The organism is Caldimonas thermodepolymerans, assembly GCF_015476235.1.
Classification (GTDB): domain Bacteria; phylum Pseudomonadota; class Gammaproteobacteria; order Burkholderiales; family Burkholderiaceae_C; genus Caldimonas; species Caldimonas thermodepolymerans.
Map to the genome: position 1 here is coordinate 513,483 of NZ_CP064338.1, position 25,975 is coordinate 539,457.

The following is a 25,975-nucleotide window of genomic DNA, read 5'->3' on the forward strand; positions in this document are numbered from 1 at the left end:
TAGATTGATATATTATGTTTTCTGATATATTGTTCCGTCAACCGGCAGGGGTTTCAGCCGGCAACCGGAGGCCGCGATGCAGATGCAAGTGCAAGGGTTCCACGACCCGGAGACCGGAACCGTCAGCTACGTCGTGCACGAGCAGGGCGGCACGGCGGCGGCGGTGATCGACCCGGTGCTCGACTACGACCCGAAGTCCGGCCGCACCTCCACCGCGCACGCGGACGAGCTGATCGACTACGTGCTGCGGCATGGCCTGTCGGTGCAGTGGCTGCTCGAGACGCACGCCCATGCCGATCACCTCTCGGCGGCCGGCTACCTCAAGCGGGTGCTGGGCGGGCGCATCGGCATCGGCGCGCAGATCGGCGCGGTGCAGCGCGTCTTCAAGCGGCTGTACAACCTGGGCGCGGGCTTCCCTTGCGACGGCAGCCAGTTCGACCACCTGTTCCAGGACGGCGAGCGCTTCCACATCGGCGCGCTGGAAGGCGAGGCGATCGCGGTGCCCGGGCACACCCCGGCCGACGTGGCCTACCGCATCGGCGACGCGGTGTTCGTCGGCGACACGCTGTTCATGCCCGACGTGGGCACCGCGCGGGCGGACTTCCCCGGCGGCGATGCGCGCCAGCTGTACCGCTCGATCCGCCGCCTGCTCGCGCTGCCGGAGGCCACGCGCCTGTACGTCTGCCATGACTACCCGCCGGCCGGGCGCGGGCCGCAATGGGAGACCACGGTGGGCGAGCAGCGGGCGCACAACATCCACGTGCGCGACGGCATCGGCGAGGACGAGTTCGTCGCGATGCGCACCGCGCGCGACGGCACGCTGGACATGCCCACGCTGATGCTGCCGGCGATCCAGGTCAACGTGCGTGCGGGCGAGCTGCCGCCGCCCGAGCCCAACGGCATCGCCTACCTGAAGATCCCGCTCAACGCCCTGTGAGCTCGTCGCGCACCGCCGCGGCGATCTCGTAGGAGCGCAGCCGTTTGGCGTGGTCGTAGATGTTGGAGGTGATCATCAGCTCGTCCGCCCCGGTGCGCTCGATGAAGGCCGCCATCGCCTCGCGCACCGTCTGCGGCGAGCCGATCGCCGAGCAGGACAGGATGGACTGCAGCAGCGCGCGCCGCGGCTCGTCCAGCGATTCCAGGTACCCCTCGACCGGCGGCGGCAGCTGCGTGGGCCGGCCGCTGCGCAGGTTCACGAAGGACTGTTGCGCCGAGCTGGCGAGGAAGCGCGCTTCCTCGTCGGTGTCGGCCGCGAACACGTTGAAGCCGAGCATCACGTAAGGACGGTCCAGCTGCGGCGAGGGCCGGAACTGCGCGCGGTACAGCTCGATCGCGTGCATCATCTGCGCCGGCGCGAAGTGCGACGCGAACGCGTACGGCAGGCCCAGCGCGGCGGCCAGCTGCGCCCCGAACAGGCTGGAGCCCAGGATCCAGATCGGCACGTCGAGCCCCGCGCCCGGCACCGCGCGCACTGGCTGGCGCGGCGAGCCGGCGAAGTAGTCCATCAGCTCGACCACGTCCTGCGGGAACTCCTCCGGGTCCGACATCAGGTTGCGGCGCAGCGCCCGCGCGGTGGTCGGGTCCGAGCCCGGCGCGCGCCCCAGCCCCAGGTCGATGCGGCCCGGGTAGAGCGAGGCGAGCGTGCCGAACTGCTCGGCGATCACCAGCGGCGCGTGGTTGGGCAGCATGATGCCCCCGGCGCCGACGCGGATCGTCGACGTGCCGCCCGCCACGTGGCCGATGAGCACCGCGGTCGCGGCGCTGGCGATGCCGGGCATGCCGTGGTGCTCGGCCAGCCAGTAGCGGCGGTAGCCCCAGCGCTCGGCATGCTGTGCCAGGTCGAGCGTGTTGCGGAAGGACTGGGCGGCGTCGCTGCCCTGCGGGATCGGAGCGAGATCAAGGACGGAGAACGGGATCATGGTCTGCGCGCACGGCGTGGTGAGTCCCCACAGCCTAGCCGGTCCGGGCGTTTCGTGCAGCGCGGCGCTCCAAGCCCGCATCCGCCGGGCGGTCGCGCGACTTCACGCGGATTTCACACCGGGCACACATGCGGCCGTCAGCATGCACGGCGTTGCCGTCGTGGCAACGCCTGCAAGGAGCCGCCCATGAACACCGCTTCCGCCTCCCGCCTCGTCCTCAGCCTGTGCCTGGTCGCCGCGGCCGCGCTGCCGGCCGTGGTCTGGGCCGAGCGCCTGGAATGCGACGCGCTGGTCGAACAGATCGAGGCCAAGCTGCAGGCCAACGGCGTGCGCCACTACCGGCTGGACGTGGTCGATGCCGATGCCGAGGCCCAGGGCCGGGTCGTCGGGACCTGCAACGGCGGCACCGCCAAGATCGTCTACCAGCGCGTGCCCAAGGCCCATGCGCAGAAGACCCGCGCGATGACCTGAGCGCCGCGCGGTCCTCAGATCGCGCCCACCGTGCCGGTCACCGGCAGCACGATGCCGGTGACGTAGGAGGCGCACACCGGCGAGGCGAGGAACACGTACGCCGGCGACAGCTCCTCCGGCTGCGCGGCGCGCTTCATGTCGGTCTGCCGGCCGAAGTCCTGCACCTTCTCGGGCGGGGAGTCCGCCGGGTTCAGCGGCGTCCATACCGGCCCGGGCGCCACCGCGTTGACGCGGATGCCGCGCTCCAGCACGTTCTGCGCCAGCGCCTTGGTGAAGGCGTGGATCGCGCCCTTGGTGGTGGAGTAGTCGAGCAGGTGGCTGCTGCCGCGCAGCCCCACGACCGAGCCGGTGTTGATGATCGACGAGCCGGGCCCGAGGTGCGGCAGCGCCGCCTTGGCCATGTGGAAGTAGCCGTAGACGTTGGTGCGCAGCGTCTCGTCGAAGCGTTCCTCGCTGAGGTCCTCCAGCGACTGCGCATGCTCCTGGAAGGCGGCGTTGTTGACCAGGATGTCCAGCCCGCCGAAGGCCTGCACGACCTGTTCGACGGCGCGCCGGCACCAGGCCGGGTCCTTCACGTCGCCGGCGATCAGGAGGCAGCGACGGCCTTCGGCCTCCACGCAGCGCTTCGTTTCTTCGGCGTCCTCGTGTTCGTTGAGGTAGGCGATGGCCACGTCGGCGCCTTCGCGCGCGTACAGCACCGCGACGGCGCGGCCGATGCCGGAATCGCCGCCGGTGATCAGCGCCACCATGTCGCGCAGCTTGCCGCTGCCCTGGTAGTCCGGGGCCATGAAGCGCGGCTTGAGTGCCATCTCGGTTTCCAGGCCCGGCTTCTCCAGGTGTTGCTGTGGCAGCGGGTTGCGCGGCTGGTCCCGCGTGCCGGTGGGGGGCGGCTCGCCCGGGGTGGCATCGCCTTGCGCCTGCTCGTCGCGTTCGTCCTGCGCATGCTGGATGGCGCGCTGGCGCGCGGCCACCGCGTCGGGGTCATGCCGCCCGTTGCTGCGGCTGTCGGTTCGGGCCATGGTGGGTGCTCCAGGTTGAAGGGGGTCCCTCCTTCCCTGGCAGCCCGCATGCCCGGGGGCGGCGGGTCTCAGCGCCGGCGCACCGGCGGCGCGACCGGGAGTGCCAGGGTCTGCGCGTGCAAACCTTGGGGACCGAGCGTCACCCGGCCCACGCTCACCGGCAGCGCGAAGCGGCGCGGGCCGGCGCTGCCCGGGTTGACGTACAGCACGCCGTCGCGGGTCTGGATGCGCGGCTGGTGCGAATGGCCCGAGATGACGAGCCGCACGCCGTGCTGCACCGGATCGATGCGCAATTGCGCCAGGTCGTGCAGGACGTACACGCCGATGCCGCCCAGCTCGACCTGCACCTCGTCCGGCAGCTGTGCGAACTCGGCCAGCCCCAGGTCGTTGTTGCCGCGCACCGCGGTCACCGGGGCCAGTCCGGCCAGGCGCTGCAGGATGCCCCCCGGCCCGATGTCGCCGGCATGCACGATGTGGTCGCAGCCGCGCAGGGCCGCGAGCGCTTCTTCGCGCAGCAGGCCGTGCGTGTCCGAGATCAGCCCGAGCTGGAACGCCATCGCTCAGCCCTGGCGGCTCAGCGCCAGCCGCACACCCAGCGCGACAAACATGCCGCCGATCGCGCGGTTGAGCCAGGTCGAAGCGCGCGCGCCGATGCGCAGCCGCCGGCTCGCCAGGGCGGTGCCGACGGCGAGCGCGTTGCACCACAGCATGGCGTTGAAGTCGAAGATCAACCCCAGCACCAGGAAGGCCAGCGGCTTGTCCGGCGCATCCGGTGCAATGAACTGCGGCACGAAGGCGAGGAAGAAGATCGCCACCTTGGGGTTGAGCGCATTGGTCAGGAGGCCCTGCAGGAAGATCTGGCGGTACGGCAGCGGCGGCAGGGCGGCGTCGGCCGCCACGGTGGCGTCCTGCGCCCGGCTGCACAGCATGCCGATGCCCACCCACACCAGGTAGGCGGCGCCGACCAGCTTCACGACGGTGAACGCGGTCGCCGAGGTCGCCAGCACCGCCGACAGCCCCAGCGCCGCGGCCAGCACGTGCACCAGCACGCCGGCACCGACGCCCCAGGCAGCCACGCAGCCGGCGCGCCAGCCCTGTGCGGCACTGCGGGTCATGATGAGCAGCGAATCCGGGCCGGGCGAGAGGTTCAGGAGGAAGCCCGAAACGATGAACAGGGCCAGGTCGTGGATGCCGAACATGGGGATGGAAGGCGCAGGCGAGGACGGATACCCCGGATTAGAACGGAAAGCGCGACGCCCCTGCAGCGCGCCGGGCCGCGCCTGCATCCGCTTGCAGGGGCGGCGCCCGGATCTGGCATGCTGCACGGCAGTTTCCGGAGATCGACGATGAGCGTGCAAGACCGCGTGCGCGTGCGCGACGTGCAGGTGCTGTCCGACGACCACTACGTGCTGAAGAAGACCACCTTCGAGTGGCGCCGGCGCGACGGGCAATGGCAGACGCAGACCCGCGAGACCTATGACCGCGGCAACGGTGCGACCATCCTGCTATACCACCCGCAGCAGCGCACGGTGATCCTGACCCGGCAGTTCCGCTACCCGGCCTTCGTCAACGGCTGCGACGACCTGCTGATCGAAACCCCCGCCGGCTTGCTCGACGATGCCTCGCCGGAAGAGCGCATCCGCGCCGAAGCCGAGGAGGAGGCCGGCTACCGGGTCGGCGAGGTGCGCCAGGTGTTCTCGGCCTACATGAGCCCCGGCGCGGTGACCGAGGTGGTGCACTGCTTCGTCGGCGAGTACGACCGCAACGCCCGTGTCGGCGAGGGCGGCGGGCTGGCCCACGAGGGCGAGGACATCGAGGTGCTGGAGCTCGGCTTCGACGAGGCCCTGCGCATGGTCGAGGACGGCCGCATCCGGGACGCCAAGACCATCATGCTGCTGCAGTACGCGGCGTTGCACATCTTCCGTTGACGACCCGCACGGCAGTTCGCGTCGTCCAGGCGGCATTTCGCGCCGGCCGTCGGCCGTGTCGTCGCATGGCGCTCGGCATGCCGGCCGGGGCGCGCCACAGTGCAGGCATCGATCGTTCCACTTCAGAGGAGCCTGCCATGGTCACGCCGTTGTTGATGCTGCTCATCCTGACCCTGCCGCTGCTGGCCGGCCGCCTGTGGCGGCGTGCCGCCCCGCTGTGGTCGGACGCGGAAGCCGCCGCCTGGGGGCTGGGCCTGCTGTTCCTGTTCACGGCCAGCGGGCATTTCCTGCAGGCCGACGCGATGACGCGGATGCTGCCGCCCTGGGTGCCGCAGCGGCTCGCGCTGGTGCACGCCACCGGCGTGCTGGAGATCGCGATCGCGCTGGGGCTGTTCCTGCGCCGCTGGCGCACGCTGTCGGCCTGGGCCGCGGCGCTCGTGCTCGTGGCCTTCTTTCCGGCCAACGTCTACGCGGCCTTCCAGCACGCCCCGATGGGCGGGCACGCCTGGGGGCCGGCGTACCTGCTGGTGCGCGCGCCCCTGCAGCTGGTCCTGCTGGGCTGGACGTGGTGGTTCCTGCTGCGCGGGCGGGGGCTGCGCCGGACCGCGCCGGCGTGACGCCTCACCCGGCCGCCACCGCCGCGAGCAGCCAGGCGCGGAACTCGCGCATGGCGATGGTTTCCTGCTTCGACTTCAGACGCGTCAGCCAGTAGCGGCCGGTCGACACCGCGATCCCGAACGGCTGCACCAGTCGTTCGTCGCGCAGCGCCTGCCCGAACATGGCCGGTGGCAGCAACGCGACGCCCAGGCCCTGCATGGCGGCAGCGGCCATGGTCACCGAGGAATCGAACACCGGGCCGCGCAGCAGGGGTGGTGCGACACCGGCCGCGCCGAACCAGCGGGCCCATTCGTCGGTCCGGTACGAGCGCAGCAGGGTCTCGCGCGCCAGGTCGGCCGGCTCGCGCAGCCGTGCGGCGATCTCCGGCGTGCACACCGGCGACAGCGGCGCGTCCATCAGCGGCTCGGCGTGCGTGCCGTGCCACGCACCGTCGCCGAAGCGGATCGCGTAGTCCAGGCCCTCGCCGGCCAGGTCCACGCGGTTGTTGTGGGTGAGCAGGCGCAGGTCGACGAAGGGATGGTCGCGGTGGAAGGCCTCCAGGCGCGGGATCAGCCAGCCGACCGCGAACGTGCCCACCACCGCGACGGTCAGCACCTCGCGCAGCCGTCCGTCGCGGAATTGCTCGAGCACGGCGCCGATGCGCGCGAAGGTTTCCGAGAGCATCGGCAGCAAGGCGTGTCCTTCGTCGGTCAGCGCCAGGCCGCGCGGCAGGCGCCGGAACAGGGACACGCCCAGGCGTTCTTCCAGGTTCTTGACCTGGGCGCTGACGGCCGACTGGGTGACGTTGAGCTCGATGGCGGCGCGCGTGAAGCTGAGGTGGCGGGCCGAGGCCTCGAACGCCCGCAAGGCATTGAGGGGCAGGTGCATGCCCAGGATTCTCTGATGGCTGCTCCTCGGAAAGACCGCTTGTCCCGTGCGGCGGGCGTGCCTATCGTTGCGGGCTTTCACAGGAGACACGACGGACATGGAGCGACGCGACTTCCTCGGCGGGCTGGCCGCGCTGGCCGGCACCGCCGTCCTCATGCCTCGGGCCCAGGCCCAGGAAAACCGGGGGGGCGGTTCCCCTGCAGTTCCGGCGGCCACTTGGCTCGCCATCGAAAACGAGTCCCGCGGGCGGCTCGGGGTGGCCGTGCTCGACACGGCCACCGGCGTGCTGCAGGGCCACCGGCTCGACGAGCGCTTCCCGATGTGCAGCACCTTCAAATGGGTGCTCGGCGCGCATGTGCTGCACCGGGTGGACCAGGGGCTGGAGCGGCTGGACCGGCGCATCGTCTACGGCCCCGAGGCCCTTGTTCCCTGGTCGCCGGTGACGGAACGGCACGTCGGCACCGGCATGACCGTGGGCCAGCTCTGCGAGGCCACCATCACGCTCAGCGACAACGCCGCGGCCAACCTCCTGCTGGCGACGCTGGGCGGCCCGCAAGGCCTGACCCGCTACATCCGCTCGCAGGGAGACACGGTCACGCGCCTGGACCGCACCGAGCCCCAGCTCAACGAGGCACGGCCGGGCGATCCGCGCGACACCACCTCGCCGCGCGCGATGGCGCAACTGCTGCGCACCGTGGTGCTGGGCGAGGGGCTGTCCCGATCCGGCCGAGCACAACTGGTGCGATGGCTGCAGGACTGCAAGACCAACGGCCAGCGCCTCGGCGCCCATGTGCCGGCGGGCTGGGCGCTGGGCAGCAAGACCGGCAGCGGCGCACGCGGTGCGACCAACGACGTCGGCATCTACTGGCCGGCCGACCGGCCGCCGGTCGTCGTCGCGGCCTACCTGGCCGAAACGCAGGCCAGCGACGCAGCCCGCAATGCCGCGCTGGCCCGGGTGGCGCAGCAGGTGACCCGGGCCTATACGGCAGGCAAGTGAAAGATTACATGCCGAGCCGGCGGGGGACATCCTCGCCAGTGGGTCAGCGGGACCGGCTCCAGACCCACTGCACCGGCTGATCGCCCACGCAGGGCATGGGCTCGCCGGCCTGCACGATCCGCGCAGCTCGCATGTCTTCCACGCAGACCCACACACCGGAGCGGGGGCAGCTCGTACCGGAGCCGGCGAACAGCAAGTCGTCCTTGGGCACCTTCCTGCCTTCGATCACCGCACCGTCGTGGGACAGCGTGAGCTGGCGTTGCCCGGAGGCAGCACGCTTCGCAAAGACCTCGATCGCTTCCTTGAGCGCCACGAAGAAGTCCCAGTCGGCGAGCCCCTGCATCGCGGCTGCCGCGGTGAAGTCCGAAGCGTACAGCCTCAGGTAGGTGCCGGCGTCGTAACTCAGGCGATACAGCACGTCACCCTGGGCGGTGACCAGCGAGACGTCGCTCCAGCCCGGCTTCAGGCGGCCGTCGCGCTCGCGGGAGGGCTCGATGACGCAGCGCAGTCCGGGATGGCTTTCCTGTACGGTGCCATCCGGCAACTTGCGGCAGATCTCGATGACCCGCCCCTCGGGGGTACGGAATTCGAAGCGGTCGTCATCGGTCCAGTAGCTGCAGAAGCGTTTCCCGTCGACCTCCGTGTAGCTGCCCCGCACGGGCAGCTCGGCCAGCACGCGGGCGCCTGGAGGCTTTTCGGCGTCCTCCACGTACCGCCAGCGGCCCGTGACCGGGTCGAGGTCGATGATGTCACTGCAGGTGTGGTGCTTGTACAGCCACATGGGGGCGAACGAGTTTCTGACAGAGAGGCAACGGACGGCGCAGGACCTCGACAGGTTCAGCGCTCGCGGCGCCACGTCCACGTCACAGGACGGCCATCCAGGCCGGGCATGCGGTCGCCTTTGCGGACGGCTGCCTTGACGCTGTCCTCGACCCATGCCCATACGCCGCTGCGGGGGCAGGCGTCGCCCGTCTCGCCGTACAGCAGTCCTCCGAGGGGCACCCCGCCGGTCAGTCAGGTGCGGGACGTGCGCGTCACTGGTTCTCGGGGAACGGGACGACGGCGTCCCCACGCTTCAGCGCGTTGTGGATCAGGCGCTCGATCCGGTCCCTGCGCTCCTGCTGCCAGGTTTCGTGTCTGGCCGAGCTGTTCCAGCCTTTGGCATCGCCGTCCTGCAGCCTCTTGGCCAGGCTTTCGGCGTCTCGCCGGATCCGGTGATCCAGCAACTCGAACTCCAGAGAGATGTCGTAAGGTGAAACATCGTCGGATCGCGCCGCGCAGAGGTACACCACCGAGAGCGTGGCCAGCACGCCCGTCCCGGTCCATCGCCACGCGGGACGGCCTTTCACGAATGCCGGCCAGTCTTCCCACGGAACCTCGTACGCCGGGTCGGGCGCCCGTGTCGCCTGGGGGTTGACGTTGCCGTCTTCGTCCAGATAGCTCGATCTCCCGGTGAACATGACGTCCGTTCCAGGGGTGGCATGGCGCTGCCACTGCCCCTGCTGGAACTGGGCGATGGTGCCTTCGATGTACGCCTTGGCGAGACGGTGCTCCTCTTCGCTGCCGGCAGGGGCGGCGGCAAACGCCCTGGGGGACAGTTGCAGCGTGGTGGCGTGGACCTTGTGGCCGAGGCGGCGGTCCGCATACATCCCGAACGTCGCCACAGGGTGCCAGGACACTTCCTGGCCAGGGTGGTCGAAGCGGAACACCACGTCTTCCGGGACGCCGGACACGTGGTACATCAGCAGCCCGGCGACATCCTGGACCCGAAACTCGGGAACGCCCGATCGTCGGGCTGTTTCATGAATGTCATGGCCGACGGAGAAACGCACTTCGTGCATGGAAGACCTCCGACTGTCAGTAGTCCCCATCACAAGGGACGCGAGGGCGCCCGAACCGAGGGCGATGAAGTGGCGTCGGTTAGGCATTGATCCAGCCTCGGATGGTCTGTAGCACGCTTTCCATGTGCGTCCGCCTTTCGTTCATGAGTCTGTCGAAGCGAGCGGCGATCTCCCGAACGTAACTCATGCGGTCACGTGGGTTGGGCAAGGATCTCTTCGGGCCCGTGGCGCGATCCCAAGCACCAGAAGGCTCGTCGAATCGGACGCGAAGTGCATGGTCTTCGGTAGCGAATCCCGCGTCGAAGACCAGCTCGTAGGGCTGGGAGAACGCAGATCCCAGGGTGCGGGCAATCCAGTGATTCAGATTCATCGTTGCGACCAGCATGGCATCCGCGTAGATCAAAGGTCGCAAGATGCGGAGCTGCTCGTGCCTTGCGATCGCCAGCAACTCAAACCGCTGTTCCTGGACTCGGTCGTTCTCGTGGCTGGAGTTCGCTTGGCGGAGCAGCGCCTCATAGGCCGCCACCATGTCCTCGCTGGCTTCGAATCTTGCCACTTGTTTGAGTCGCCGCACGGCTTGGACATCCTCGGCGATACGTTTCAGCTCCTTGCGTTCTTCCTCAAGTACGTAGAACGCTTCCCTGAAGTCCGACCAGTAGCAGCCTGCGGGCATGCGGTAGCCCCTGTCATGGATCACGGCGTACTGGCGCACATGGGCGTGCGCTTGCAGTGCCCGGGCTACGTGGTGTCCATAGCCGCCAGCAGGACCCTGCGAGATCGTGGGCTGGTCAAGAAACCGGCGTGCGCCTTCGTACACCACGTCGCTGCCTAGATGCTCCTGAAGGCGAGCACACCAAGACTGGTTGAAGGGGAGGTGTTCAACTGCCATGCGGGATTCGCGATGCAGCGTGGCCGTTTGACGTTTGTGAACGTGATCCCGCAATAGCGCCGGGTGCAGGGTCCCGTCTGGGCGGATGCAGTACTCGAGCACGAACCACATCCACGGATAGATGTCCATGAACAACCACAGGTTTCCTTTGGCGAGTGCCGCATAGACCCGCATGGCATGTTCGTAGGGCGATCCACCTGAGAGTAGTACTGATCCCAGCGACGAGAGGCTGGAGGTCCGCAGGGCATTGTTCAACCCGCCGGACAGGACTTTCTCGCGTGCATACTGGAATGCTCCGACGATGTCCTTGACGACGAAGGCTGCCAACGCCACCCAGTAGAACTGCATCGTTCCACGGGACTTCTCTGCACTGCGGAAGTAGAGATCTGCATACCGTGCCGCGATGCGCCGGGCACGCCGTTCAGGATCTGTGATCAGGCGCCAGCAACGATCCGGCGCGGGCTCGCTCACTGCGATTAGGGCTTCTTCCTGTGCATAGGACCAGAGGTGATGGGCTTCGACAGTCTGATCATGGCGTGAGCCGGGGGTGTTGTTGGTGCGACAGGTTCCCAGCACGTCGTCTGTCAGGGAAAGGTCCTCAGTAGCGGCCATCGCGTGTCCTCGGGAGTGCGGTCAGGCGTCGAACCTGAAGCGTGCGTAGCGCAGACGGGTTTCCAGGGGGTGAGCTTCGGGGGTCTCCATGCGTTCGACCTCTCCACGGATCAGGGTGTCGCCCTCGACCGACTGCGTGGTGTCTGCCATGTTGACCACGGCATAGCGGAGTCGACCGTTGATGGGGAAGCCCAGCGCATCTTTGAACACCACTTGTTCATCGTAGGAAGTAAACAGCGGGTTGTGGGGCGGGAGCGGAGCGTTGACGGCACGAGGCAGTGTGGGGAGCTGCACGGAGTGGTGAGCCGGCCCTTCCCAGTGATGCCCCGCGCTTTGCACCGTGAACGTGCCCGGGCAGGCGAAGGTGATGTCGCTGCCTGCCAGCGTCAGCCGGCTCTCGCCGCCGACGATCTCGATGCGCTCGCGCGCCTGGATGTGGATCTCGTCATGGACCGAGACGACGCGCACCTCCTGGTCGGCATACAGGGCCAGCTGGTCGGTGTGCGCGCGCAGCGACACGGGCCCGTGTGCCGCGACGGCCTGGATGCCGCCGTCGTGGGCAAAAAGGCTGGTGGTGCGTCCGCTGACGCTGCTGGCGGTGTGCGCCGCGGCCTCGTGCAGGTCCGACTGCACCGCAAGGCTCTGGTCCTGCGCGGCGAAGCTGGCCAGCGTGGCCGGCGTCGTGAAGGCGGCTGCGGCCGGGGTGTCCATCAGGACCAGCGGCTCGGCGAAGCGTTCGACCGGGTCGCCCGGCTCGCGCGAGCCGGGGCGGGCCTGGGCCGGCACCTGGCCGTTGACCGGCCCGGTGTAGCGGCCGTCGCGGGTCGGGTCGATCTGGCGGATGACGTGCTCGAAGGCCTCGTCGGGGTCGTGGCTGGCGAGCCCGAGCGCCTGGTGGCCCCGCGCCGTTTCGTCCAGGCGCTGGCCGAGCGCATGGGCGGCCTTCAGCTGTCCCAGGCTTTCGGCGGCGTCCATCTGCGTGCCGCTCACCGACGCGCCCTGTTGCGGGCGGGCCGTGGTGGTGACGAGCAGGCCCTCGGCGGCGCGGATGCTCGCCCAGCCACGGGTGGCGAGCTCGAAGCCGCTGCCGCGCCAGGGACCACGATGCGCGCCGTGGGTGCCCTGCTGGATCAGGTGGCCCAGGCCCAGCTCGCTCATGGCCTGGGTGGCCAGGAAACGCATGCGCAGCTGCCCGGTGGTGTCGTCGATCACCCAGGTGTTGCTGCCCTCGCCATCCAGTGCGTGGCTGTACAGGCCGCTGATCACGCCGGGATGGTTGACGCCGGAGCCCTCGCCCGCGGCATAGGGTGGCAGGTGTTCGCCGTTGTAGAGCTGTCCGGCGATCACCGGGCGGTCGATGTCGCCTTCGGTGAACTCGACCAGCACCTCGGTGCCGACGCGCGGCACGAAGGCCGCGCCCCAGTTCGCACCGGCCCAGGGCACGGTCACGCGCACCCAGGTGCCGGACTGCTCGTTGCCTGGCGCGTTGCCCGTGGGGTCGCCGGGGCTGTCGTGATGCAGCCCGCCCGGGTTGGGGTGGACGCCGCGCTGCCAGGGGAACTGCAGCTTGACGCGCAGGTCGCGGTCGGTGGTCAGCGGCTCGCCGCTGACACCCACCACCAGCGCGGTCTGGCAACCGGGGGCGGTGGGCTTGCGCCGAGGGAGCGGCACCACGGGTGTGGTGGCGAGGCAGCAGGCGAAGCGATTGCGGTAGCTGCCGGGCTCCAGCCCGGGCGGGCCGGGCCGGTCGGCGGGCGACTCGCCAAGGTGGTTGCGGATCTCGTGCTCGACCGCCAGCACGGTGTAGCACCGGTCCAGCATCGGGTGGTCGTGCAGCTCGAACTGCACGCCTGCGGCCAGCACCCGCGCGGCGCCCTCGCCGTCGAAGCGCAGGCCGCCCAGTTCGAGTGCATCCAGGGCCAGGGCGGCCGCGCGCGCGGCCTGCGTGCGGTCCTGGTAGCGGTACTGGCCCGCACCGTCGTAGACCTCGAGCAACGGCAGCTCGGCCTCGCCGGGCGCGCTGGCCGCCTGAGCAGCGATGCCAGCCAGCTGCTTGTAGTCCCACGCGCCCAGCGTCACCGCGTTCGGGCCGACCGCATGCCGGGCCGCGAACGCCGTGATGCCGTCGACCGGCCGCGCGCCCACGCGCACGTCGGCGCGCGCGTAGCGCAGGGGGCCCAGGTGCCGGCGGGGCGCGGCGCGGTCGGTGATCACCATCACGTGACCGGCCTGGCCGCGATGCGCGGCGTCCTCCAGGGCCTCGCCGTCGAGGTGCTCGAAGTGGTAGCTCAGCCCCTCCTCGGCCAGCAGCCGCGTGACGAACTCGAGATCGGTCTCGCGGTACTGGATGCACAGGCTGCGCCGGCGCAGCGGTTCGGTGACCGCGACCTGCCAGTGCGCCATCGGGTAGTCGGCGAACACCTCCTCGACGATCTCGAGCGCGGTGCGGTCCTGGAAGGCATAGGCATCGCAACGCTGCTCCAGCAGGCGCAGCCACGGCACCAGCACCAGGCGGTAGCGCGCCAGGCCTTCCTCGGCTCCGAGGTGGCTGGCGGCAGCGACCAGGGCGTGCCACGGGCGCAGGCCGCCGTCGGGGCCGACCAGCCGCAGCGTCGCCGGCGTTCCCAGCCATTCGCGCAAGGGCAGGGCCGTGTCGGGCGACAGCGCGTCGACCGTGATCTCGAAGGGCTGGTTGACCGCCTCGCGGACCAGTGCCTGCTCGGGCACCAGCGGTGCGCCCGCGCGGCGGAGTTCGAGGCGCAGCAGCCGCGCCTGCTGCGTCAGGAACGGCAGGCGCAACGCGTCATGCCATGCCGCGTCGGCCCGGGCGTGCAACGACATGCTCCCCTCCCTGGGTACCTCTGGTTTTTGGGGCGGGAGTATGTCGCCGGGGCACTGCGGCCGCGGGGGCCGCCCGCGCGGGGATTACCTTCGTTTGCAATTTGTCGCCGCCGTACACGCCGACGCGGCGGCGGATGGGCCTTCAGTCGTCGTGCACCGGCGCCATCTGGCGCGCGGCGCGCCGCACTGCCGCCACCAGCGCCTGCAGCGGCGGCGGGGGCGTCTGGTCGGTGCGCAGCGCCAGGCCCACCGGCTCGTGGGTGCCGGTGGCCAGCGGCAGGCGGTGCAGCAGGCCGTCGGCCAGGTCCGGCGCGACGGCGCTCAGCGGCGTGAACCAGGCGGCCTGGCTTTCCAGGCACAGGCGCCGGCCGAGCGAGACCGCCAGCGTCTCGACCACGCCGCTGTGCGGCTGGATGCCGTGGGTGGCGAGCAGGCTGTCGGCCGCGTGCCGGATCAGCGTGCCGCCCAGCGGCAGCACCAGCGGATAGCGGCCGAGCGCGGCGGCCTCGACCGGGCGGGTGGCGGCGAGCGGGTGTGCCGGGTGCACCACCACCACCAGCGGCTCGGAGAACAGGTGCTCGAAGCTCAGCCCCACCATCTGTTCGGGTTCGGCCAGGCGGCCGATCACGATGTCCAGCTCGCCGTGTTGCAGGCGGTCGAGCAGCTCGCGGTTGCGCCCGGTGGACACCTGCACCGCACCGAGCGGCTGCAGGCCTTGCAGCACGCGCGGCAGGAAGGAGGCGGCGAGCGTGGGCAGCGCCCCGACGCGCAGCGCCGGGCGGGCCCGGCTGCCGCTGATGCTGTCGACCGCCTCGCCGAGCAGCGACACCACCGTGTTGGCATGTCGCAGGAACTCATGGCCCTGGGGTGTGAGCGCCGCGCCGCGCCGGCTGCGGACGAACAACGCCACGCCCAGGATGTCTTCCAGCTCGGCCAGCGTCTTGGTCACGGCCGGCTGCGTGACCGCGAGCGACTCCGCCGCGCGGCGCAGGTTGCCCAGGCGCGCGACGGCCAGGAAGCAGTGCAGGTGGCGCAGCTGCAGGCGGTGCAGGAGCGGAGAGTCCATCTTTTGATAATCATCAGGAATGGATTTGCTGATAATTCGTGAATTTACTTAACTCAAGGTAATGCATAAAGTGGCCTCACCCCAAAGAGGAGACATGCGATGAGTGCCCAACCCAAGCTCAGCCCCCGCGACTGGGGCAGCCACCCGCCGTACATCCACCCGGACTACAAGTCCACGGTGCTGCGCGGCCCGACCAAGCCGTTGATTCCGCTCAAAGAGAACCTGCGCCAGCTGCGCGCGCCGGTCTACGGGCATGACGCGATCGGCCCGCTGGACCACGACCTGACGCGCAACGCCGCGAAGAACGGCGAGCCGCTGGGTGAGCGCATCATCGTGACCGGCCGGGTGCTGGACGAGCGTGGCCGCCCGGTGCGCGGTGCGCTGGTGGAGATCTGGCAGGCCAACGCCGCCGGCCGCTACATCCACAAGAACGACCAGCACGACGCGCCGCTGGACCCCAACTTCCTCGGTGCCGGCCGCTGCCTCACGGACGACGAGGGCCGCTACCGGTTCCTGACGATCAAGCCGGGCGCCTACCCCTGGGGCAACCACCCGAACGCCTGGCGGCCCAACCACATCCACTTCTCGCTGTTCGGCGAGTACTTCGCCAGCCGGCTGGTGACGCAGATGTACTTCCCGGGCGACCCCCTGCTGGCGCACGACCCGATCTTCCAGGGCACGCCGGCCGGCGCGCGCGACCGCCTGATCTCGCGCTTCACCCTGGACGTGACCGAACCCGGATTCGCGCTGGGCTACGAATTCGACATCGTGCTGCGCGGCCCGCAAGAAACCCCGATGGAGACCCCCCGATGAGCGCATCCACCCTTCCGGCGGGGCAGCGCCTGCCCCAGACGCCTTCGCAGACCGTGGGCCCGTACTTCGCGTACGGCCTGACGCCGCGGCAGTACCACTACGACCTGGAAAGCGCCTACACGCCGGTGCTGGCGCAGCCGCACGCCGAAGGCGAGCACATCCGCCTGTACGGGCAGGTGCTCGACGGCGAGGGCCGGCCGATCGACGACGCGATGATCGAGATCTGCCACCTCGATGCACGCGGGCGCGAGGTCGCCAGCGAGGCGCAGGCGCGCGAGACGGGCTTCCGCGGCTTCGGGCGCTGCGGCACCGGCACCGATCCCGAGCACCGCTTCGTCTTCCACACGATCAAGCCGGCCGCAGGCGGCCCCGGCGAGGCGCCGTACATCGACGTGATCGTGACGATGCGCGGCATGCTCTCGCACGCCTTCACGCGCATCTACTTCGACGACGAGGCGGCCGCGAACGCCGAGGACCCGGTGCTGCAGTCGGTGCCGGCCGAACGGCGCGACACGCTGATCGCGCGCCGCGAGACCGGCCCGGCGGGCGTGGCCTACCGCTTCGACATCCGCATGCAGGGGCCGCAGGAGACCGTGTTCTTCGACCTCTGAGGGCCGCCCGGCCCGGGGCCTGTCGCGCGCCGCGTCAGAGGATGTAGCGCGACAGGTCCTCGTTCTTCGACAGCTCGGCCAGCCGTGCGTCGACGTAGGCCGCGTCGATCGTGACGGTCTGGCCGCTCAGGCGGGACGCCTCGAACGACACCTCGTCCAGCAGGCGCTCCATCACGGTGGACAGCCGCCGCGCGCCGATGTTCTCGGTGCGCTCGTTGACGTCGTAGGCGATCTGCGCCAGGCGCCGGATGCCGTCCGGCGTGAACTCCAGCTTCAGCCCTTCGGTGGCCAGCAGCGCCTGGTACTGCAACGTCAGGTTGGCGTGCGTCTGCGTGAGGATGGCCTCGAAGTCGTCCACCGACAGCGACTCCAGCTCGACGCGGATCGGGAAGCGCCCCTGCAGCTCGGGGATCAGGTCGCTCGGCTTGCTGAGGTGGAACGCGCCCGAGGCGATGAACAGGATGTGGTCGGTCTTGACCATCCCGTACTTGGTGTTGACCGTGGTGCCTTCGACCAGCGGCAGGAGGTCGCGCTGCACGCCCTGGCGCGAGACGTCGGCGCCGGCCACGTCCGAGCGCGAGGCGACCTTGTCGATCTCGTCGATGAAGACGATGCCGTTCTGCTCGGCGTTGGCCAGCGCCTTGGCCTTGACCTCGTCCTCGTTGAGCAGCTTGGCGGCCTCTTCCTCGACCAGCAGCTTCAGGGCCTCGGCGATGCGCAGCTTGCGCGTCTTGCGCCGGCCGGCCCCGAGGTTGGCGAACATGCCGCGCAGCTGCTCGGTCATCTCCTCCATGCCCGGCGGGCCCATGATCTCGAGCGTGGGCTTGACGTCGGCCACCTCGATCTCGATTTCCTTGTCGTCGAGCAGGCCCTCGCGCAGGCGCTTGCGCATCACCTGGCGCGCGGTGTTGTCCTGCGACTGCGCGGGCGCGAGGCCGAAGTCGCCGCGCGGCGGCGGCACCAGCACGTCCAGCACGCGCTCCTCGGCGGCATCCTCGGCGCGCGAGCGCACCTTGCGCATCTCGGCCTCGCGGGTCTGCTTGACCGCCATGTCGACCAGGTCGCGGATGATGGAGTCCACGTCCTTGCCGACGTAGCCGACCTCGGTGAACTTGGTCGCCTCGACCTTGATGAACGGGGCGTCGGCCAGCTTGGCCAGGCGCCGGGCGATCTCGGTCTTGCCGACGCCGGTCGGGCCGATCATCAGGATGTTCTTCGGGGTGATCTCGGCGCGCAGCTTCTCGTCGACCTGCTGGCGGCGCCAGCGGTTGCGCAGCGCGATCGCGACGGCGCGCTTGGCCTTGGCCTGGCCGACGATGTGGCGGTCGAGTTCGGAGACGATCTCCTGCGGCGTCATCGCACTCATGTGGACGTCTTTCTTTCGGGGGCAGCGACGAGCGCGCCGGGCCTCAGCCCAGCGTCTCGATCACGTGGTTCTGGTTGGTGTAGATGCACAGGTCGCCGGCGATCTCCAGCGACTTCTTGACGATGTCCTGCGGCGGCAGGTCGGTGTGCTCGAGCAGCGCGCGCGCGGCCGCCTGCGCATAGCCGCCGCCGGAGCCGATCGCGATCAGGCCGTGTTCGGGCTCGAGCACGTCGCCGTTGCCGGTGATGATCAGCGAGGCGTCGCGGTCGGCCACCGCCAGCATGGCTTCCAGCCGGCGCAGCACCCGGTCGGTGCGCCAGTCCTTGGTCAGCTCGATGGCCGCGCGCACCAGGTGGCCCTGGTGCTTCTCGAGCTTGGCCTCGAAGCGTTCGAACAGCGTGAAGGCGTCGGCGGTGGCGCCGGCGAAGCCGGCGAGCACTTGGTCGCGGTAGAGCCTGCGCACCTTGCGCGCGGTCGCCTTGACGACGATCGAGCCCAGGGTGACCTGGCCGTCGCCGCCCAGCGCGACGACGTTGCCCCGGCGTACGCTCACGATGGTGGTGCCGTGATAAGAGTCCATAGCGGTATCAGATGAGGGCCGAAGCCGGGCGCTTCAAGCCGCAAGGGTGACACAAAACGGCGAAGGCCCCGCGAGGGGCCTCCTGGCCGCAGGGGCTTGCCATGACGGGCGGATCAGATGTTGCGCACCTTGACCCGCGCGTGTTCGGTGATGCCCATCGCGCCGAAGAACAGCGCGACCAGGCGGTGCGTGTCCTCGAACTGGATGGTCCGGTCCTCGCCGCGGCGGCTCAGCACCCAGTTCAGCAGGTCGCCGGCGGCGATGAAGTCGACGCGGATCAGGCGCGTGCAGGACACCTTGACGATGCGCGCCTGGCCCAGCCCGTTGTCCAGGTCTTGCAGCGTCTCGGAGATGTCGCCCACCAGCTGGCCGGACAGCTCCAGCGAGGCGACCTCGATGACCGCCGGCTCGTCGGTGATCTGCGATTCGACGAAGCTGGTCGAGACGTCGCTGATGACCGACAGCGGCGCGGTCGAGGTGCTCGAGCGGGCCCCGCTGCCCAGCTTGACCTGGCAGCGCGCGGCCTCCCAGGACGGCGGCGAGACCTCGTAGGTGACGCAGTAGTCGATCGCGACCTCGTCGAACTGGTCCGGCCGGTTGGCCAGGCGCAGTGCGTCCAGGCGCAGCGACCAGAACACCGGGTCGACGTCCCGGACGCCGGTCGGGGCGGCGTCCTGCAGCACCTGCAGCAGGTGGTCGCCGGCGACCCAGCGCATCTCCAGCGCTTCCTTGGCCCAATGGCGGAACACCTCGCTCAGCTGCGAGGCGGCTTCGGCGTCGATGCTCTTGAGCGGGCCCCAGTCGAGCACCCAGGGCAGGGGCATCTGCAGGGTCTGCGAGCGCAGCCGCGCGACGCCGTCGACGTCCAGGATCTCCGGGCAGACCCAGCCGACCTGGCCTTCCAGCTTGGCGGCGGTCGTGGTGGTCGGCGCCTCCTCGGCGGCGGCCTCGGCCACCATGCGCGGCAGCGAGAACCATTGCGGGGCCGACCAGCCGAACTGCTGGGCATAGTCCAGCGCCAGGCTTTCGAACTTGGCCTGCTGACCGGTGGCGCGGTACAGGTCGAACAGCGCCATCCAGGTCTCGGCATGCTGGGCGCGGCTCGCGCCCGGCCGGATCAGCGCCGACAGTGATTGCTCACATGAGTCGAAATCCGCGTTCGCGAAGGCGATCACCGCCTCGTCGAGTTCCGGATCGTGGGCGACCTCGTTGACCTCGATCGCGAAGGTGTCCATCAGGTCGCCGTGCACCGAGACCGGGGCGGCCCGGCGGGCCGGGGCCGGCTCGGGGGCCGGGGCAGCCACCGCCGGCGCGGGCGGCACCGTTGCCACCACCGCGGCGGGGGCCGGCGCCGGTGCGGGATCCAGGCGCAGCGGCTCGGTGATCTTCGCGTGCAGCCCGGCGGGCTGGGTGGGCGCGTTGTAGAACGAGGGCGAGCGGCGCGTGCCGATCGCCTCGCCCACCATCTGCTGCTCGATCTCGTCGATCTTGGCCTTGACGATCCCGACGTCGGACTTGGCCGCCAGGTCGCGGTCCTCGTCAAGGTTGGAGGTGGCGGCCAGCGCGCCGACGTTGGCCTCGGTCAGGCCCTCGCGGCGCACCTTGCGCAGCATGTCGAACTCGCGCTTGCGGACGAAGTCGTTGCGCCGCTTGCGCTCGATCATCGCCTTGAGCTCGGACTTGGCGTACTCGCTCTCGCGCGATTCGGCGGGGGTCGAGTTCAGGTCGGACCAGTCGGTGGTGGGGTTCGCGACGAACCGCACCACCTTGCGCAGGAAGCTGGGATTGTCCTTGTCCTTGGGATCCGACATGGCTCGCGACGGGCGTGGCCCCGATCAGTCTCCGAACATCTTCTGCTTGAGCTCACGCCGTTGCTGAGCCTCGAGAGACAGTGTAGCCGTCGGACGCGCGATCAGGCGACCCAGGCCGATCGGTTCGCCGGTTTCGTCACAGTAGCCGTACTCGCCCGAATCGATGCGGGCCAGGGCCTGGGAGATCTTCTTCAGCAGCTTGCGCTCGCGGTCGCGGGTGCGCAGCTCCAGGGCGTGCTCCTCCTCGATCGTGGCGCGGTCGGCCGGATCGGGGACGATGGTGGTGTCCTCCCGCAGGTGCTCGGTGGTCTCGCCCGCGTTGCTCAGCAGGTCCTCCTTGAGCTTTTCCAGCTTGGCGCGGAAGAACTCGAGCTGCTTCTCGTTCATGTATTCGCTCTCGGGCATCGCGAGCACTTCGGCGTCGGTGAGGTCGCGGCCGGCCTTGGTCTTCCAGGCGTTCGCGAGCGCGGGGTCGACGGCAGGGCGGGGCTGGTCCAGCACCGCGGTGGCGGAGGTCTTGTTCATGGTGGATGACGGAGAGGCTCGATCGGCCGGGGCGTCGGAGAACGAGGCCGTGGCAGGAGGGGCGACAGGCGCCGGCGCGGCTGCGGGCGCCGCGACGGCCGCCTTCGCGTCGGCAGCGGACTTCGCCCGCGCGGTGGCGGGTTTCGCTGCGGTCTTGGCGGAGGTCGTCTTGGCGGTACTCACCGGTTCAGCTCTGTCTACGGAAGGTTTCCGGGCCGGGGCCGCGGAAGTCTTGGTGGCCTTGGCCGGCGCGGGCTTGCTGCCAGCGCCTTTGGCCGGGGTCTTGGCCGTGGCGGCGACCTTCTTGGTCTCGGCCGCGGCCACGGGCGGGCGCTTCGCCGCAGGTTTGGCGCTGCTGGTTCGGGCCGGGGTCTTGCTCACATTCCGTCTCCTCGCAGGGGCAGTTATATACCTGCTCTTGCCAAATTCGGCTAGGAACCTGAGGCGTCCTGCACACGGGGGCACCCAAGGGCGCCGCGGATTGTAGCCATCCCACCGGATGGCGCCCCGGGGTTTTCCCGGCAAATGGTGCGACCGGCGGTCACACCAGGCACTGCTGCAGCCCTTGCGTGAAGATGTCCCGTGGCAGGTCGATGCCGATGAACACCATCTTGCTGACCTTCGGCTCGCCGTCGGCCCACTTCGGGCCCAGGTCGCTGCCCATGAGCTGGTGCACGCCCTGGAAGATCACCTTGCGGTCCGTGCCCTGCATGTGCAGCACTCCCTTGTAGCGCAGCATGCGCGGGCCGTAGATCTGCACGATGGTGCCCAGGAAATCCTCCAGCTTTGCCGGGTTGAACGGCCGTTCAGCCCGGAACACGAAGGATTTCACGTCGTCGTCGTGATGGTGGTGGTGCGGGTGGTCGCAATGCTCGCCATGCTCATGGTCGTGATCATGGGCATGGTCATGGTCATGGTCATGGTCATGGTCATGGTCATGGTGGTGATGGTGGTCGTCGTCGGCCGAGAGGAAGTCCGGGTCGATCTCCAGCTTGGCGTTCAGGTTGAAGCCGCGCAGGTCGAACACCTCGGAAATCGGCACCTCGCCGAAGTGCACCCGGCGCTGCGGGGCGCGCGGGTTCATGTGCTTCAGGCGGTGCGACAGGGCGTCGGCCTCGGCCTCGCTGACCAGGTCGGTCTTGCTGATGAAGATCTGGTCGGCAAAGCCGACCTGCCGGCGCGCTTCCTGCCGGTCGTCCAGCTGCTGCTGGCCGTGCTTGGCGTCCACCAGCGTCAGGACCGAGTCCAGCAGGTAGGTCTCGGCGATCTCGTCGTCCATGAAGAAGGTCTGGGCCACCGGGCCCGGGTCGGCCAGGCCGGTGGTCTCGATGACCACGCGCTCGAAGTCGAGCTCTCCACGGCGCTTGCGGGCGGCCAGGTCGGCCAGCGTGGCGCGCAGGTCCTCCCGGATGGTGCAGCAGATGCAGCCGTTGCTCATCTGGATGATCTGCTCCTGGGTCTCGGCCACGAGGATGTCGTTGTCGATGTTTTCCTCGCCGAACTCGTTTTCGATCACGGCGATCTTCTGGCCGTGGGCCTCGGTGAGCACGCGCTTGAGCAGGGTCGTCTTGCCGCTGCCCAGAAAGCCGGTGAGGATGGTGGCGGGAATCAGGCTCATGGACATCTCGCTTCGAAAGGCGCTGCACCAGATAGGGGCGAGCCGCCGGGATTCAAGGGGGCCGGACAGTGTAGCCGCCCTCCCGTGACGCGGTCTTGACGCGGATCCGGCCGGACGAGGCAGGTTTCATGCCCGGCTGCGGCCGCTGTGGAAGCGGGCAGAGGCGTGGGGTATCCTTGGAACTCCGCAACTACGACGCATGCTTGTGTCAGAACCTCACCCAAGTCGCGCCCACCGCGTAGCCGACAAGCGCACCTTCTTCGAACGTCTGGTCGAGCTGCTTTCTCCCGGACCCGATTCCAAGGACGAGCTGATCGAGACGCTGGCCGATGCCGAGGACCGCGAGCTGATCGAGCCGGAGTCCCGGCGCATGCTCGAGGGGGTGCTGCGCCTGGCCGACATGACCGCCGGCGACGTGATGGTGGCTGCGCCGCGCATGGACCTGCTCGACATCGATGCGCCCTACGACGAGCTGCTCGGCACCGTCATCAACACCGGCCACTCGCGGTTCCCGGTCTACCAGGGCCACCGCGACAACATCATCGGCATCCTGATGACCAAGGACCTGCTCAAGCTGCAGCGTGCGCCCGGGATCAACCTGCGCATCCTGCTGCGGCCGGCGGTCTTCGTGCCCGAATCCAAGCGGCTCAACGAGCTGCTGCGCGAGTTCCGCGCCAACCGCAACCACCTGGCGATCGTGATCGACGAGTTCGGCAAGACGGCCGGCCTGATCACGATCGAGGACGTGCTGGAGCAGATCGTCGGCGAGATCGAGGACGAGTTCGACGACGAGGACGACGCCCCGGTGGGCATCTACACGCTGGCCGACGGCAGCCACCGGGTGGCGGGCGACACCGACATCGAGGCGGTCAACGCCTTCTTCGGCACCCAGCTGCCGGAAGAGGACTTCGACACCATCGGCGGCTACATCGCGCACGAGCTGGGGCACGTGCCGCGCCGCGGCGAGGTGGTCGACATCGCGGGCCTGCGCTTTTCCGTCATGCTGTCCCGCGCCGGCGCGGTGCGGTGGTTCAAGGTGACCCGGGTGCCCGTCGCTGCCGAGGCGATGGCTGACGGTTGATGCGGCCCCGTGCGGACCTGCTGATTCCCCTGCTGGCCGGCGCCGCCCACGCGCTGGCCTTTTCGCACATGGGCACCTGGTCCATGCAGCTGGTGGCGCTGGCGGTGCTCGCCTGGTGCGTGCACCGCGCCGCCACGGCGCGGCGCGCCGCCCTGCTGGGCTGGCTGTTCGGCACCGCCTGGCTGGCCGGCGGCACTTGGTGGCTGTTCATCAGCATGCACCGCTACGGCGGCCTGCCGGCCTGGCTGGCCGCGCTGGCGGTGCTGCTGCTGGCCGGGTTCCTGTCGCTGTACCTCGCGCTGGCCATGGCAGCCTACGTGCGCCTGGCCGCGCGCACCCGGCTATGGCCGCCGCTGGTGTTCGCCGCGGCCTGGTTGCTGGCCGAGCTGGCGCGGGGCGTGCTGTTCACCGGCTTTCCGTGGGTGGCCGCGGGCTATGCCCATGTCGAGGGGCCGCTGTCGACGCTCGCGCCCTTCGCCGGGGTCTACGGCATCGGCTTCGTCGCGGCCTGGATCGCCGCCGCCGCGGCCCGGCTCGCCGGCACCGGCTCGGGGCCGAGGGAATGGATGCCGCTGGTCGCCGCGCTGCTGCTGTGCGTGGTGGTGTCGTCCATCCCGCACGACTTCACCGTGCCCACCCGGACGCTGACCGTGACCCTGCTGCAGGGCAACGTGCCGCAGGACGAGAAGTTCTCCGCCGACCACCTGCCGCGCGTGCTGGACTGGTACGCCGACGAGCTGGACAGCGCCACCGGCGACCTGGTCGTCACCCCCGAGACGGCCATCCCGCTGCTGCCGCAGCAGCTGCCGCCGGGCTATTGGGAGGCGCGCGAGCAGCATTTCGCGCAGAGCGAGACCGCGGCGCTGATCGGCATCCCGCTGGGCAGCTTCGCCGAGGGCTACACCAACTCGGTGGTGGGGCTGAAGAAGAACCGCCCGGTGCCGTACCGCTACGACAAGCACCACCTGGTGCCGTTCGGCGAGTTCATCCCGTTCGGCTTCCGCTGGTTCGTCGACATGATGAACATGCCGCTCGGCGACTTCCAGCGCGGGCCGCGCAACCCGCCGTCGTTCGAGGTCCACGGCGAGCGCATCGCGCCCAACATCTGCTACGAGGACCTGTTCGGCGAGGAGCTGGCGGCGCGTTTCGCGCTGCCCTCGCAGGCGCCCACGATCTTCGCCAACATCAGCAACATCGGCTGGTTCGGCGACACCGTCGCGGTGCACCAGCACCTGCAGATCTCGCGCATGCGCGCGCTGGAGTTCCAGATCCCGATGCTGCGCGCCACCAACACCGGCGCCACGGCCATCATCGACCACACGGCGCGCGTCGTGCAGGAGCTGCCACCGTTCAAGCGTGCGGTGCTGACCGGCCCGGTGCAGGGGCGTGCCGGCCTGACGCCCTATGCCCGCTGGGCGTCGCAGGCCGGGTTGTGGCCGCTGCTGGCCGGCGCCGTGCTGCTGCTGGCGGTGGCGGCCGCCTGGCGCCGCCGCTGACGGCGGGCCACGGCCCGTTCCCCCTAGAATTCAACGTTTACCCGCATTCCAGCGCCTGCCGCTGCCCGCGGGCCCCGATTCCACTCCGACACCACGACGATGCTGACCTTCCAGCAAATCATCCTGCGCCTGCAGGACTACTGGGACCGCCAGGGGTGTGCCCTGCTGCAGCCCTACGACATGGAAGTGGGGGCGGGCACCAGCCACACCGCCACCTTCCTGCGTTCGATCGGCCCCGAGCCCTGGCGCGCCGCCTACGTGCAGCCCAGCCGGCGCCCCAAGGACGGTCGCTACGGCGAGAACCCGAACCGCCTGCAGCACTACTACCAGTACCAGGTCGTGCTCAAGCCAGCGCCGGCCAACATCCTGGAGCTGTACCTGGGCTCGCTCGAGGCGCTGGGCTTCGACCTGAAGAAGAACGACATCCGCTTCGTCGAGGACGACTGGGAGAACCCGACGCTGGGCGCCTGGGGCCTGGGCTGGGAGGTCTGGCTCAACGGCATGGAGGTGACGCAGTTCACCTACTTCCAGCAGGTCGGCGGGCTGGACTGCAAGCCCATCACCGGCGAGATCACCTACGGCCTGGAGCGCCTGGCGATGTACCTGCAGGGCGTGGAGAACGTCTACGACCTGGTCTGGACCGACGGGCTGACCTACGGCGATGTCTACCACCAGAACGAGGTCGAGCAGTCGACCTACAACTTCGAGCACAGCGACGTCGAGTTCCTGCTGACCGCCTTCGCCGCGCACGAGAAGCAGGCCAAGTACCTGATGGAGCAGCAGCTCGCGCTGCCGGCCTACGAGCAGGTGCTCAAGGCCGCGCACACCTTCAACCTGCTGGATGCGCGCGGCGCGATCAGCGTCACCGAGCGCGCCGCCTACATCGGCCGCATCCGCAACCTGGCGCGCAGCGTCGCGCAGAGCTATTACGACAGCCGCGAACGGCTCGGCTTCCCGATGGCGTCGCCCGAGGTGGTGGCGCAGTTGCCGAAGAAGGCGGCCTGAC

At 69.6% G+C, this 25,975-nt stretch carries 25 protein-coding genes; 10 read left to right on the forward strand and 15 right to left on the reverse strand.

The genetic code is table 11. The features are described 5' to 3' along the window. Positions 1 to 76 precede the first annotated feature (76 nt). The gene (locus IS481_RS02545; protein ID WP_104358273.1) at positions 77 to 937 is read left to right on the forward strand and encodes an MBL fold metallo-hydrolase; all 861 of its coding nucleotides are present in this window, start codon (positions 77 to 79) and stop codon (positions 935 to 937) included. On the opposite strand, the gene IS481_RS02550 is transcribed toward IS481_RS02545, so the two are convergent. Next, positions 924 to 1,919, reverse strand: coding sequence for an LLM class flavin-dependent oxidoreductase (locus IS481_RS02550; protein ID WP_104358272.1), 996 nt, complete (start codon positions 1,917 to 1,919; stop codon positions 924 to 926). The genes IS481_RS02545 and IS481_RS02550 overlap by 14 nt on opposite strands. A gap of 186 nt (positions 1,920 to 2,105) precedes the next feature. On the opposite strand from IS481_RS02550, the gene IS481_RS02555 reads away from it, so the two are divergent. Further along, on the forward strand, positions 2,106 to 2,390 hold the full coding sequence (locus IS481_RS02555) for a DUF1161 domain-containing protein (RefSeq protein ID WP_165908652.1): 285 nt from the start codon (positions 2,106 to 2,108) through the stop codon (positions 2,388 to 2,390). A gap of 14 nt (positions 2,391 to 2,404) precedes the next feature. Here the strand turns inward: IS481_RS02555 and IS481_RS02560 are convergent, their stop codons facing one another. From IS481_RS02560 to IS481_RS02570, 3 genes are all read right to left on the reverse strand, one after another. Then, positions 2,405 to 3,409 carry an SDR family oxidoreductase gene (locus IS481_RS02560; RefSeq protein WP_104358271.1) on the reverse strand — a complete coding sequence of 335 codons (1,005 nt, stop codon included), beginning with the start codon at positions 3,407 to 3,409 and terminating at the stop codon, positions 2,405 to 2,407. 68 nt (positions 3,410 to 3,477) lie between these two features. Continuing rightward, positions 3,478 to 3,966, reverse strand: a complete 489-nt coding sequence (locus tag IS481_RS02565) for a metallophosphoesterase family protein (protein WP_104358270.1) — start codon at positions 3,964 to 3,966, stop codon at positions 3,478 to 3,480. Between the two features lie 3 nt (positions 3,967 to 3,969). Further along, complete coding sequence (locus IS481_RS02570; protein ID WP_104358269.1) at positions 3,970 to 4,608, reverse strand: LysE family translocator; 639 nt, start codon at positions 4,606 to 4,608, stop codon at positions 3,970 to 3,972. A 147-nt stretch (positions 4,609 to 4,755) separates the two neighbouring features. On the opposite strand from IS481_RS02570, the gene IS481_RS02575 reads away from it, so the two are divergent. Further along, a complete protein-coding gene (locus tag IS481_RS02575) occupies positions 4,756 to 5,337 on the forward strand; it encodes an NUDIX domain-containing protein (protein WP_104358268.1) in 582 nt (193 codons plus the stop codon). Positions 5,338 to 5,474: 137 nt separating this feature from the next. Further along, a complete protein-coding gene (locus IS481_RS02580; RefSeq protein ID WP_104358267.1) occupies positions 5,475 to 5,954 on the forward strand; it encodes a DoxX family protein in 480 nt (159 codons plus the stop codon). A gap of 4 nt (positions 5,955 to 5,958) precedes the next feature. Here IS481_RS02580 and IS481_RS02585 read toward each other — a convergent pair whose 3' ends face one another. Then, positions 5,959 to 6,822 (reverse strand): LysR family transcriptional regulator, encoded by an 864-nt coding sequence (locus IS481_RS02585; RefSeq protein WP_104358266.1) that lies wholly within the window; start codon positions 6,820 to 6,822, stop codon positions 5,959 to 5,961. 97 nt (positions 6,823 to 6,919) lie between these two features. On the opposite strand from IS481_RS02585, the gene bla reads away from it, so the two are divergent. After that, on the forward strand, positions 6,920 to 7,819 hold the full coding sequence (bla, locus tag IS481_RS02590) for a class A beta-lactamase (protein ID WP_104358265.1): 900 nt from the start codon (positions 6,920 to 6,922) through the stop codon (positions 7,817 to 7,819). A 43-nt stretch (positions 7,820 to 7,862) separates the two neighbouring features. On the opposite strand, the gene IS481_RS02595 is transcribed toward bla, so the two are convergent. The 5 genes from IS481_RS02595 to pcaQ all read right to left on the reverse strand — a co-directional run bounded on the left by IS481_RS02595 (position 7,863) and on the right by pcaQ (position 15,068). Continuing rightward, positions 7,863 to 8,600 carry a hypothetical protein gene (locus IS481_RS02595; protein WP_104358264.1) on the reverse strand — a complete coding sequence of 246 codons (738 nt, stop codon included), beginning with the start codon at positions 8,598 to 8,600 and terminating at the stop codon, positions 7,863 to 7,865. Between the two features lie 253 nt (positions 8,601 to 8,853). Then, positions 8,854 to 9,660 carry a hypothetical protein gene (locus IS481_RS02600; RefSeq protein ID WP_146079554.1) on the reverse strand — a complete coding sequence of 269 codons (807 nt, stop codon included), beginning with the start codon at positions 9,658 to 9,660 and terminating at the stop codon, positions 8,854 to 8,856. Between the two features lie 79 nt (positions 9,661 to 9,739). Beyond that, a complete protein-coding gene (locus IS481_RS02605; protein WP_146079553.1) occupies positions 9,740 to 11,161 on the reverse strand; it encodes a DUF2515 family protein in 1,422 nt (473 codons plus the stop codon). A 21-nt stretch (positions 11,162 to 11,182) separates the two neighbouring features. Beyond that, positions 11,183 to 14,002, reverse strand: coding sequence for a type VI secretion system Vgr family protein (locus IS481_RS02610; protein ID WP_104358261.1), 2,820 nt, complete (start codon positions 14,000 to 14,002; stop codon positions 11,183 to 11,185). Positions 14,003 to 14,144: 142 nt separating this feature from the next. Then, on the reverse strand, positions 14,145 to 15,068 hold the full coding sequence (pcaQ, locus tag IS481_RS02615; protein WP_232529438.1) for a pca operon transcription factor PcaQ: 924 nt from the start codon (positions 15,066 to 15,068) through the stop codon (positions 14,145 to 14,147). Positions 15,069 to 15,167: 99 nt separating this feature from the next. Here pcaQ and pcaH point away from each other — a divergent pair, with 99 nt between their 5' ends. Together pcaH and pcaG are read left to right on the forward strand one after the other, a co-directional pair. Beyond that, positions 15,168 to 15,881 (forward strand): protocatechuate 3,4-dioxygenase subunit beta, encoded by a 714-nt coding sequence (gene pcaH / locus IS481_RS02620; protein ID WP_104358260.1) that lies wholly within the window; start codon positions 15,168 to 15,170, stop codon positions 15,879 to 15,881. Further along, on the forward strand, positions 15,878 to 16,492 hold the full coding sequence (gene pcaG / locus IS481_RS02625; protein ID WP_104358259.1) for a protocatechuate 3,4-dioxygenase subunit alpha: 615 nt from the start codon (positions 15,878 to 15,880) through the stop codon (positions 16,490 to 16,492). The genes pcaH and pcaG overlap by 4 nt, the downstream gene beginning before the upstream one ends. 34 nt (positions 16,493 to 16,526) lie before the next feature. Here pcaG and hslU read toward each other — a convergent pair whose 3' ends face one another. The 5 genes from hslU to IS481_RS02650 form a co-directional block, all read right to left on the reverse strand. Continuing rightward, complete coding sequence (gene hslU, locus IS481_RS02630; protein ID WP_104358258.1) at positions 16,527 to 17,858, reverse strand: ATP-dependent protease ATPase subunit HslU; 1,332 nt, start codon at positions 17,856 to 17,858, stop codon at positions 16,527 to 16,529. 43 nt (positions 17,859 to 17,901) lie between these two features. Next, complete coding sequence (hslV, locus tag IS481_RS02635) at positions 17,902 to 18,438, reverse strand: ATP-dependent protease subunit HslV (protein WP_104358257.1); 537 nt, start codon at positions 18,436 to 18,438, stop codon at positions 17,902 to 17,904. A gap of 113 nt (positions 18,439 to 18,551) precedes the next feature. Continuing rightward, entirely contained in the window at positions 18,552 to 20,249 is a 1,698-nt protein-coding gene (locus tag IS481_RS02640) for an STAS domain-containing protein (protein ID WP_104358256.1), read from the reverse strand. A 24-nt stretch (positions 20,250 to 20,273) separates the two neighbouring features. Further along, on the reverse strand, positions 20,274 to 21,155 hold the full coding sequence (gene dksA / locus IS481_RS02645) for an RNA polymerase-binding protein DksA (RefSeq protein ID WP_104358255.1): 882 nt from the start codon (positions 21,153 to 21,155) through the stop codon (positions 20,274 to 20,276). A 160-nt stretch (positions 21,156 to 21,315) separates the two neighbouring features. Then, complete coding sequence (locus tag IS481_RS02650) at positions 21,316 to 22,392, reverse strand: CobW family GTP-binding protein (protein WP_104358254.1); 1,077 nt, start codon at positions 22,390 to 22,392, stop codon at positions 21,316 to 21,318. 205 nt (positions 22,393 to 22,597) lie between these two features. Between IS481_RS02650 and IS481_RS02655 the strand changes: the two genes are divergently transcribed. The 3 genes from IS481_RS02655 (at position 22,598) to glyQ (ending at position 25,974) form a co-directional block, all read left to right on the forward strand. Further along, a complete protein-coding gene (locus IS481_RS02655; RefSeq protein WP_104358318.1) occupies positions 22,598 to 23,473 on the forward strand; it encodes an HlyC/CorC family transporter in 876 nt (291 codons plus the stop codon). Beyond that, positions 23,473 to 24,969: an apolipoprotein N-acyltransferase gene (gene lnt / locus IS481_RS02660; protein ID WP_104358253.1), complete on the forward strand. Its 1,497-nt coding sequence runs from the start codon at positions 23,473 to 23,475 to the stop codon at positions 24,967 to 24,969. Before IS481_RS02655 ends, lnt begins: the two co-directional genes overlap by 1 nt. Positions 24,970 to 25,068: 99 nt before the next feature. Next, entirely contained in the window at positions 25,069 to 25,974 is a 906-nt protein-coding gene (gene glyQ, locus IS481_RS02665; RefSeq protein ID WP_104358252.1) for a glycine--tRNA ligase subunit alpha, read from the forward strand. Position 25,975 lies beyond the last annotated feature (1 nt).

Excerpts from the sequence above, each read along its gene's own strand:
- hslV (WP_104358257.1), bottom strand. The coding sequence starts at position 18,438 with ATGGACTCTTATCACGGCACCACCATCGTGAGCGTACGCCGGGGCAAC.
- IS481_RS02600 (WP_146079554.1), bottom strand. The coding sequence starts at position 9,660 with ATGCACGAAGTGCGTTTCTCCGTCGGCCATGACATTCATGAAACAGCC.
- pcaG (WP_104358259.1), top strand. The coding sequence starts at position 15,878 with ATGAGCGCATCCACCCTTCCGGCGGGGCAGCGCCTGCCCCAGACGCCT.
- IS481_RS02610 (WP_104358261.1), bottom strand. The coding sequence starts at position 14,002 with ATGTCGTTGCACGCCCGGGCCGACGCGGCATGGCATGACGCGTTGCGC.
- IS481_RS02570 (WP_104358269.1), bottom strand. The coding sequence starts at position 4,608 with ATGTTCGGCATCCACGACCTGGCCCTGTTCATCGTTTCGGGCTTCCTC.
- lnt (WP_104358253.1), top strand. The coding sequence starts at position 23,473 with ATGCGGCCCCGTGCGGACCTGCTGATTCCCCTGCTGGCCGGCGCCGCC.
- IS481_RS02560 (WP_104358271.1), bottom strand. The coding sequence starts at position 3,409 with ATGGCCCGAACCGACAGCCGCAGCAACGGGCGGCATGACCCCGACGCG.
- IS481_RS02640 (WP_104358256.1), bottom strand. The coding sequence starts at position 20,249 with ATGTCGGATCCCAAGGACAAGGACAATCCCAGCTTCCTGCGCAAGGTG.
- pcaH (WP_104358260.1), top strand. The coding sequence starts at position 15,168 with ATGAGTGCCCAACCCAAGCTCAGCCCCCGCGACTGGGGCAGCCACCCG.
- pcaQ (WP_232529438.1), bottom strand. The coding sequence starts at position 15,068 with ATGGACTCTCCGCTCCTGCACCGCCTGCAGCTGCGCCACCTGCACTGC.
- IS481_RS02605 (WP_146079553.1), bottom strand. The coding sequence starts at position 11,161 with ATGGCCGCTACTGAGGACCTTTCCCTGACAGACGACGTGCTGGGAACC.
- IS481_RS02555 (WP_165908652.1), top strand. The coding sequence starts at position 2,106 with ATGAACACCGCTTCCGCCTCCCGCCTCGTCCTCAGCCTGTGCCTGGTC.
- glyQ (WP_104358252.1), top strand. The coding sequence starts at position 25,069 with ATGCTGACCTTCCAGCAAATCATCCTGCGCCTGCAGGACTACTGGGAC.
- IS481_RS02585 (WP_104358266.1), bottom strand. The coding sequence starts at position 6,822 with ATGCACCTGCCCCTCAATGCCTTGCGGGCGTTCGAGGCCTCGGCCCGC.
- IS481_RS02650 (WP_104358254.1), bottom strand. The coding sequence starts at position 22,392 with ATGAGCCTGATTCCCGCCACCATCCTCACCGGCTTTCTGGGCAGCGGC.
- IS481_RS02565 (WP_104358270.1), bottom strand. The coding sequence starts at position 3,966 with ATGGCGTTCCAGCTCGGGCTGATCTCGGACACGCACGGCCTGCTGCGC.
- IS481_RS02575 (WP_104358268.1), top strand. The coding sequence starts at position 4,756 with ATGAGCGTGCAAGACCGCGTGCGCGTGCGCGACGTGCAGGTGCTGTCC.
- bla (WP_104358265.1), top strand. The coding sequence starts at position 6,920 with ATGGAGCGACGCGACTTCCTCGGCGGGCTGGCCGCGCTGGCCGGCACC.
- IS481_RS02545 (WP_104358273.1), top strand. The coding sequence starts at position 77 with ATGCAGATGCAAGTGCAAGGGTTCCACGACCCGGAGACCGGAACCGTC.
- IS481_RS02580 (WP_104358267.1), top strand. The coding sequence starts at position 5,475 with ATGGTCACGCCGTTGTTGATGCTGCTCATCCTGACCCTGCCGCTGCTG.
- IS481_RS02595 (WP_104358264.1), bottom strand. The coding sequence starts at position 8,600 with ATGTGGCTGTACAAGCACCACACCTGCAGTGACATCATCGACCTCGAC.
- IS481_RS02550 (WP_104358272.1), bottom strand. The coding sequence starts at position 1,919 with ATGATCCCGTTCTCCGTCCTTGATCTCGCTCCGATCCCGCAGGGCAGC.
- hslU (WP_104358258.1), bottom strand. The coding sequence starts at position 17,858 with ATGAGTGCGATGACGCCGCAGGAGATCGTCTCCGAACTCGACCGCCAC.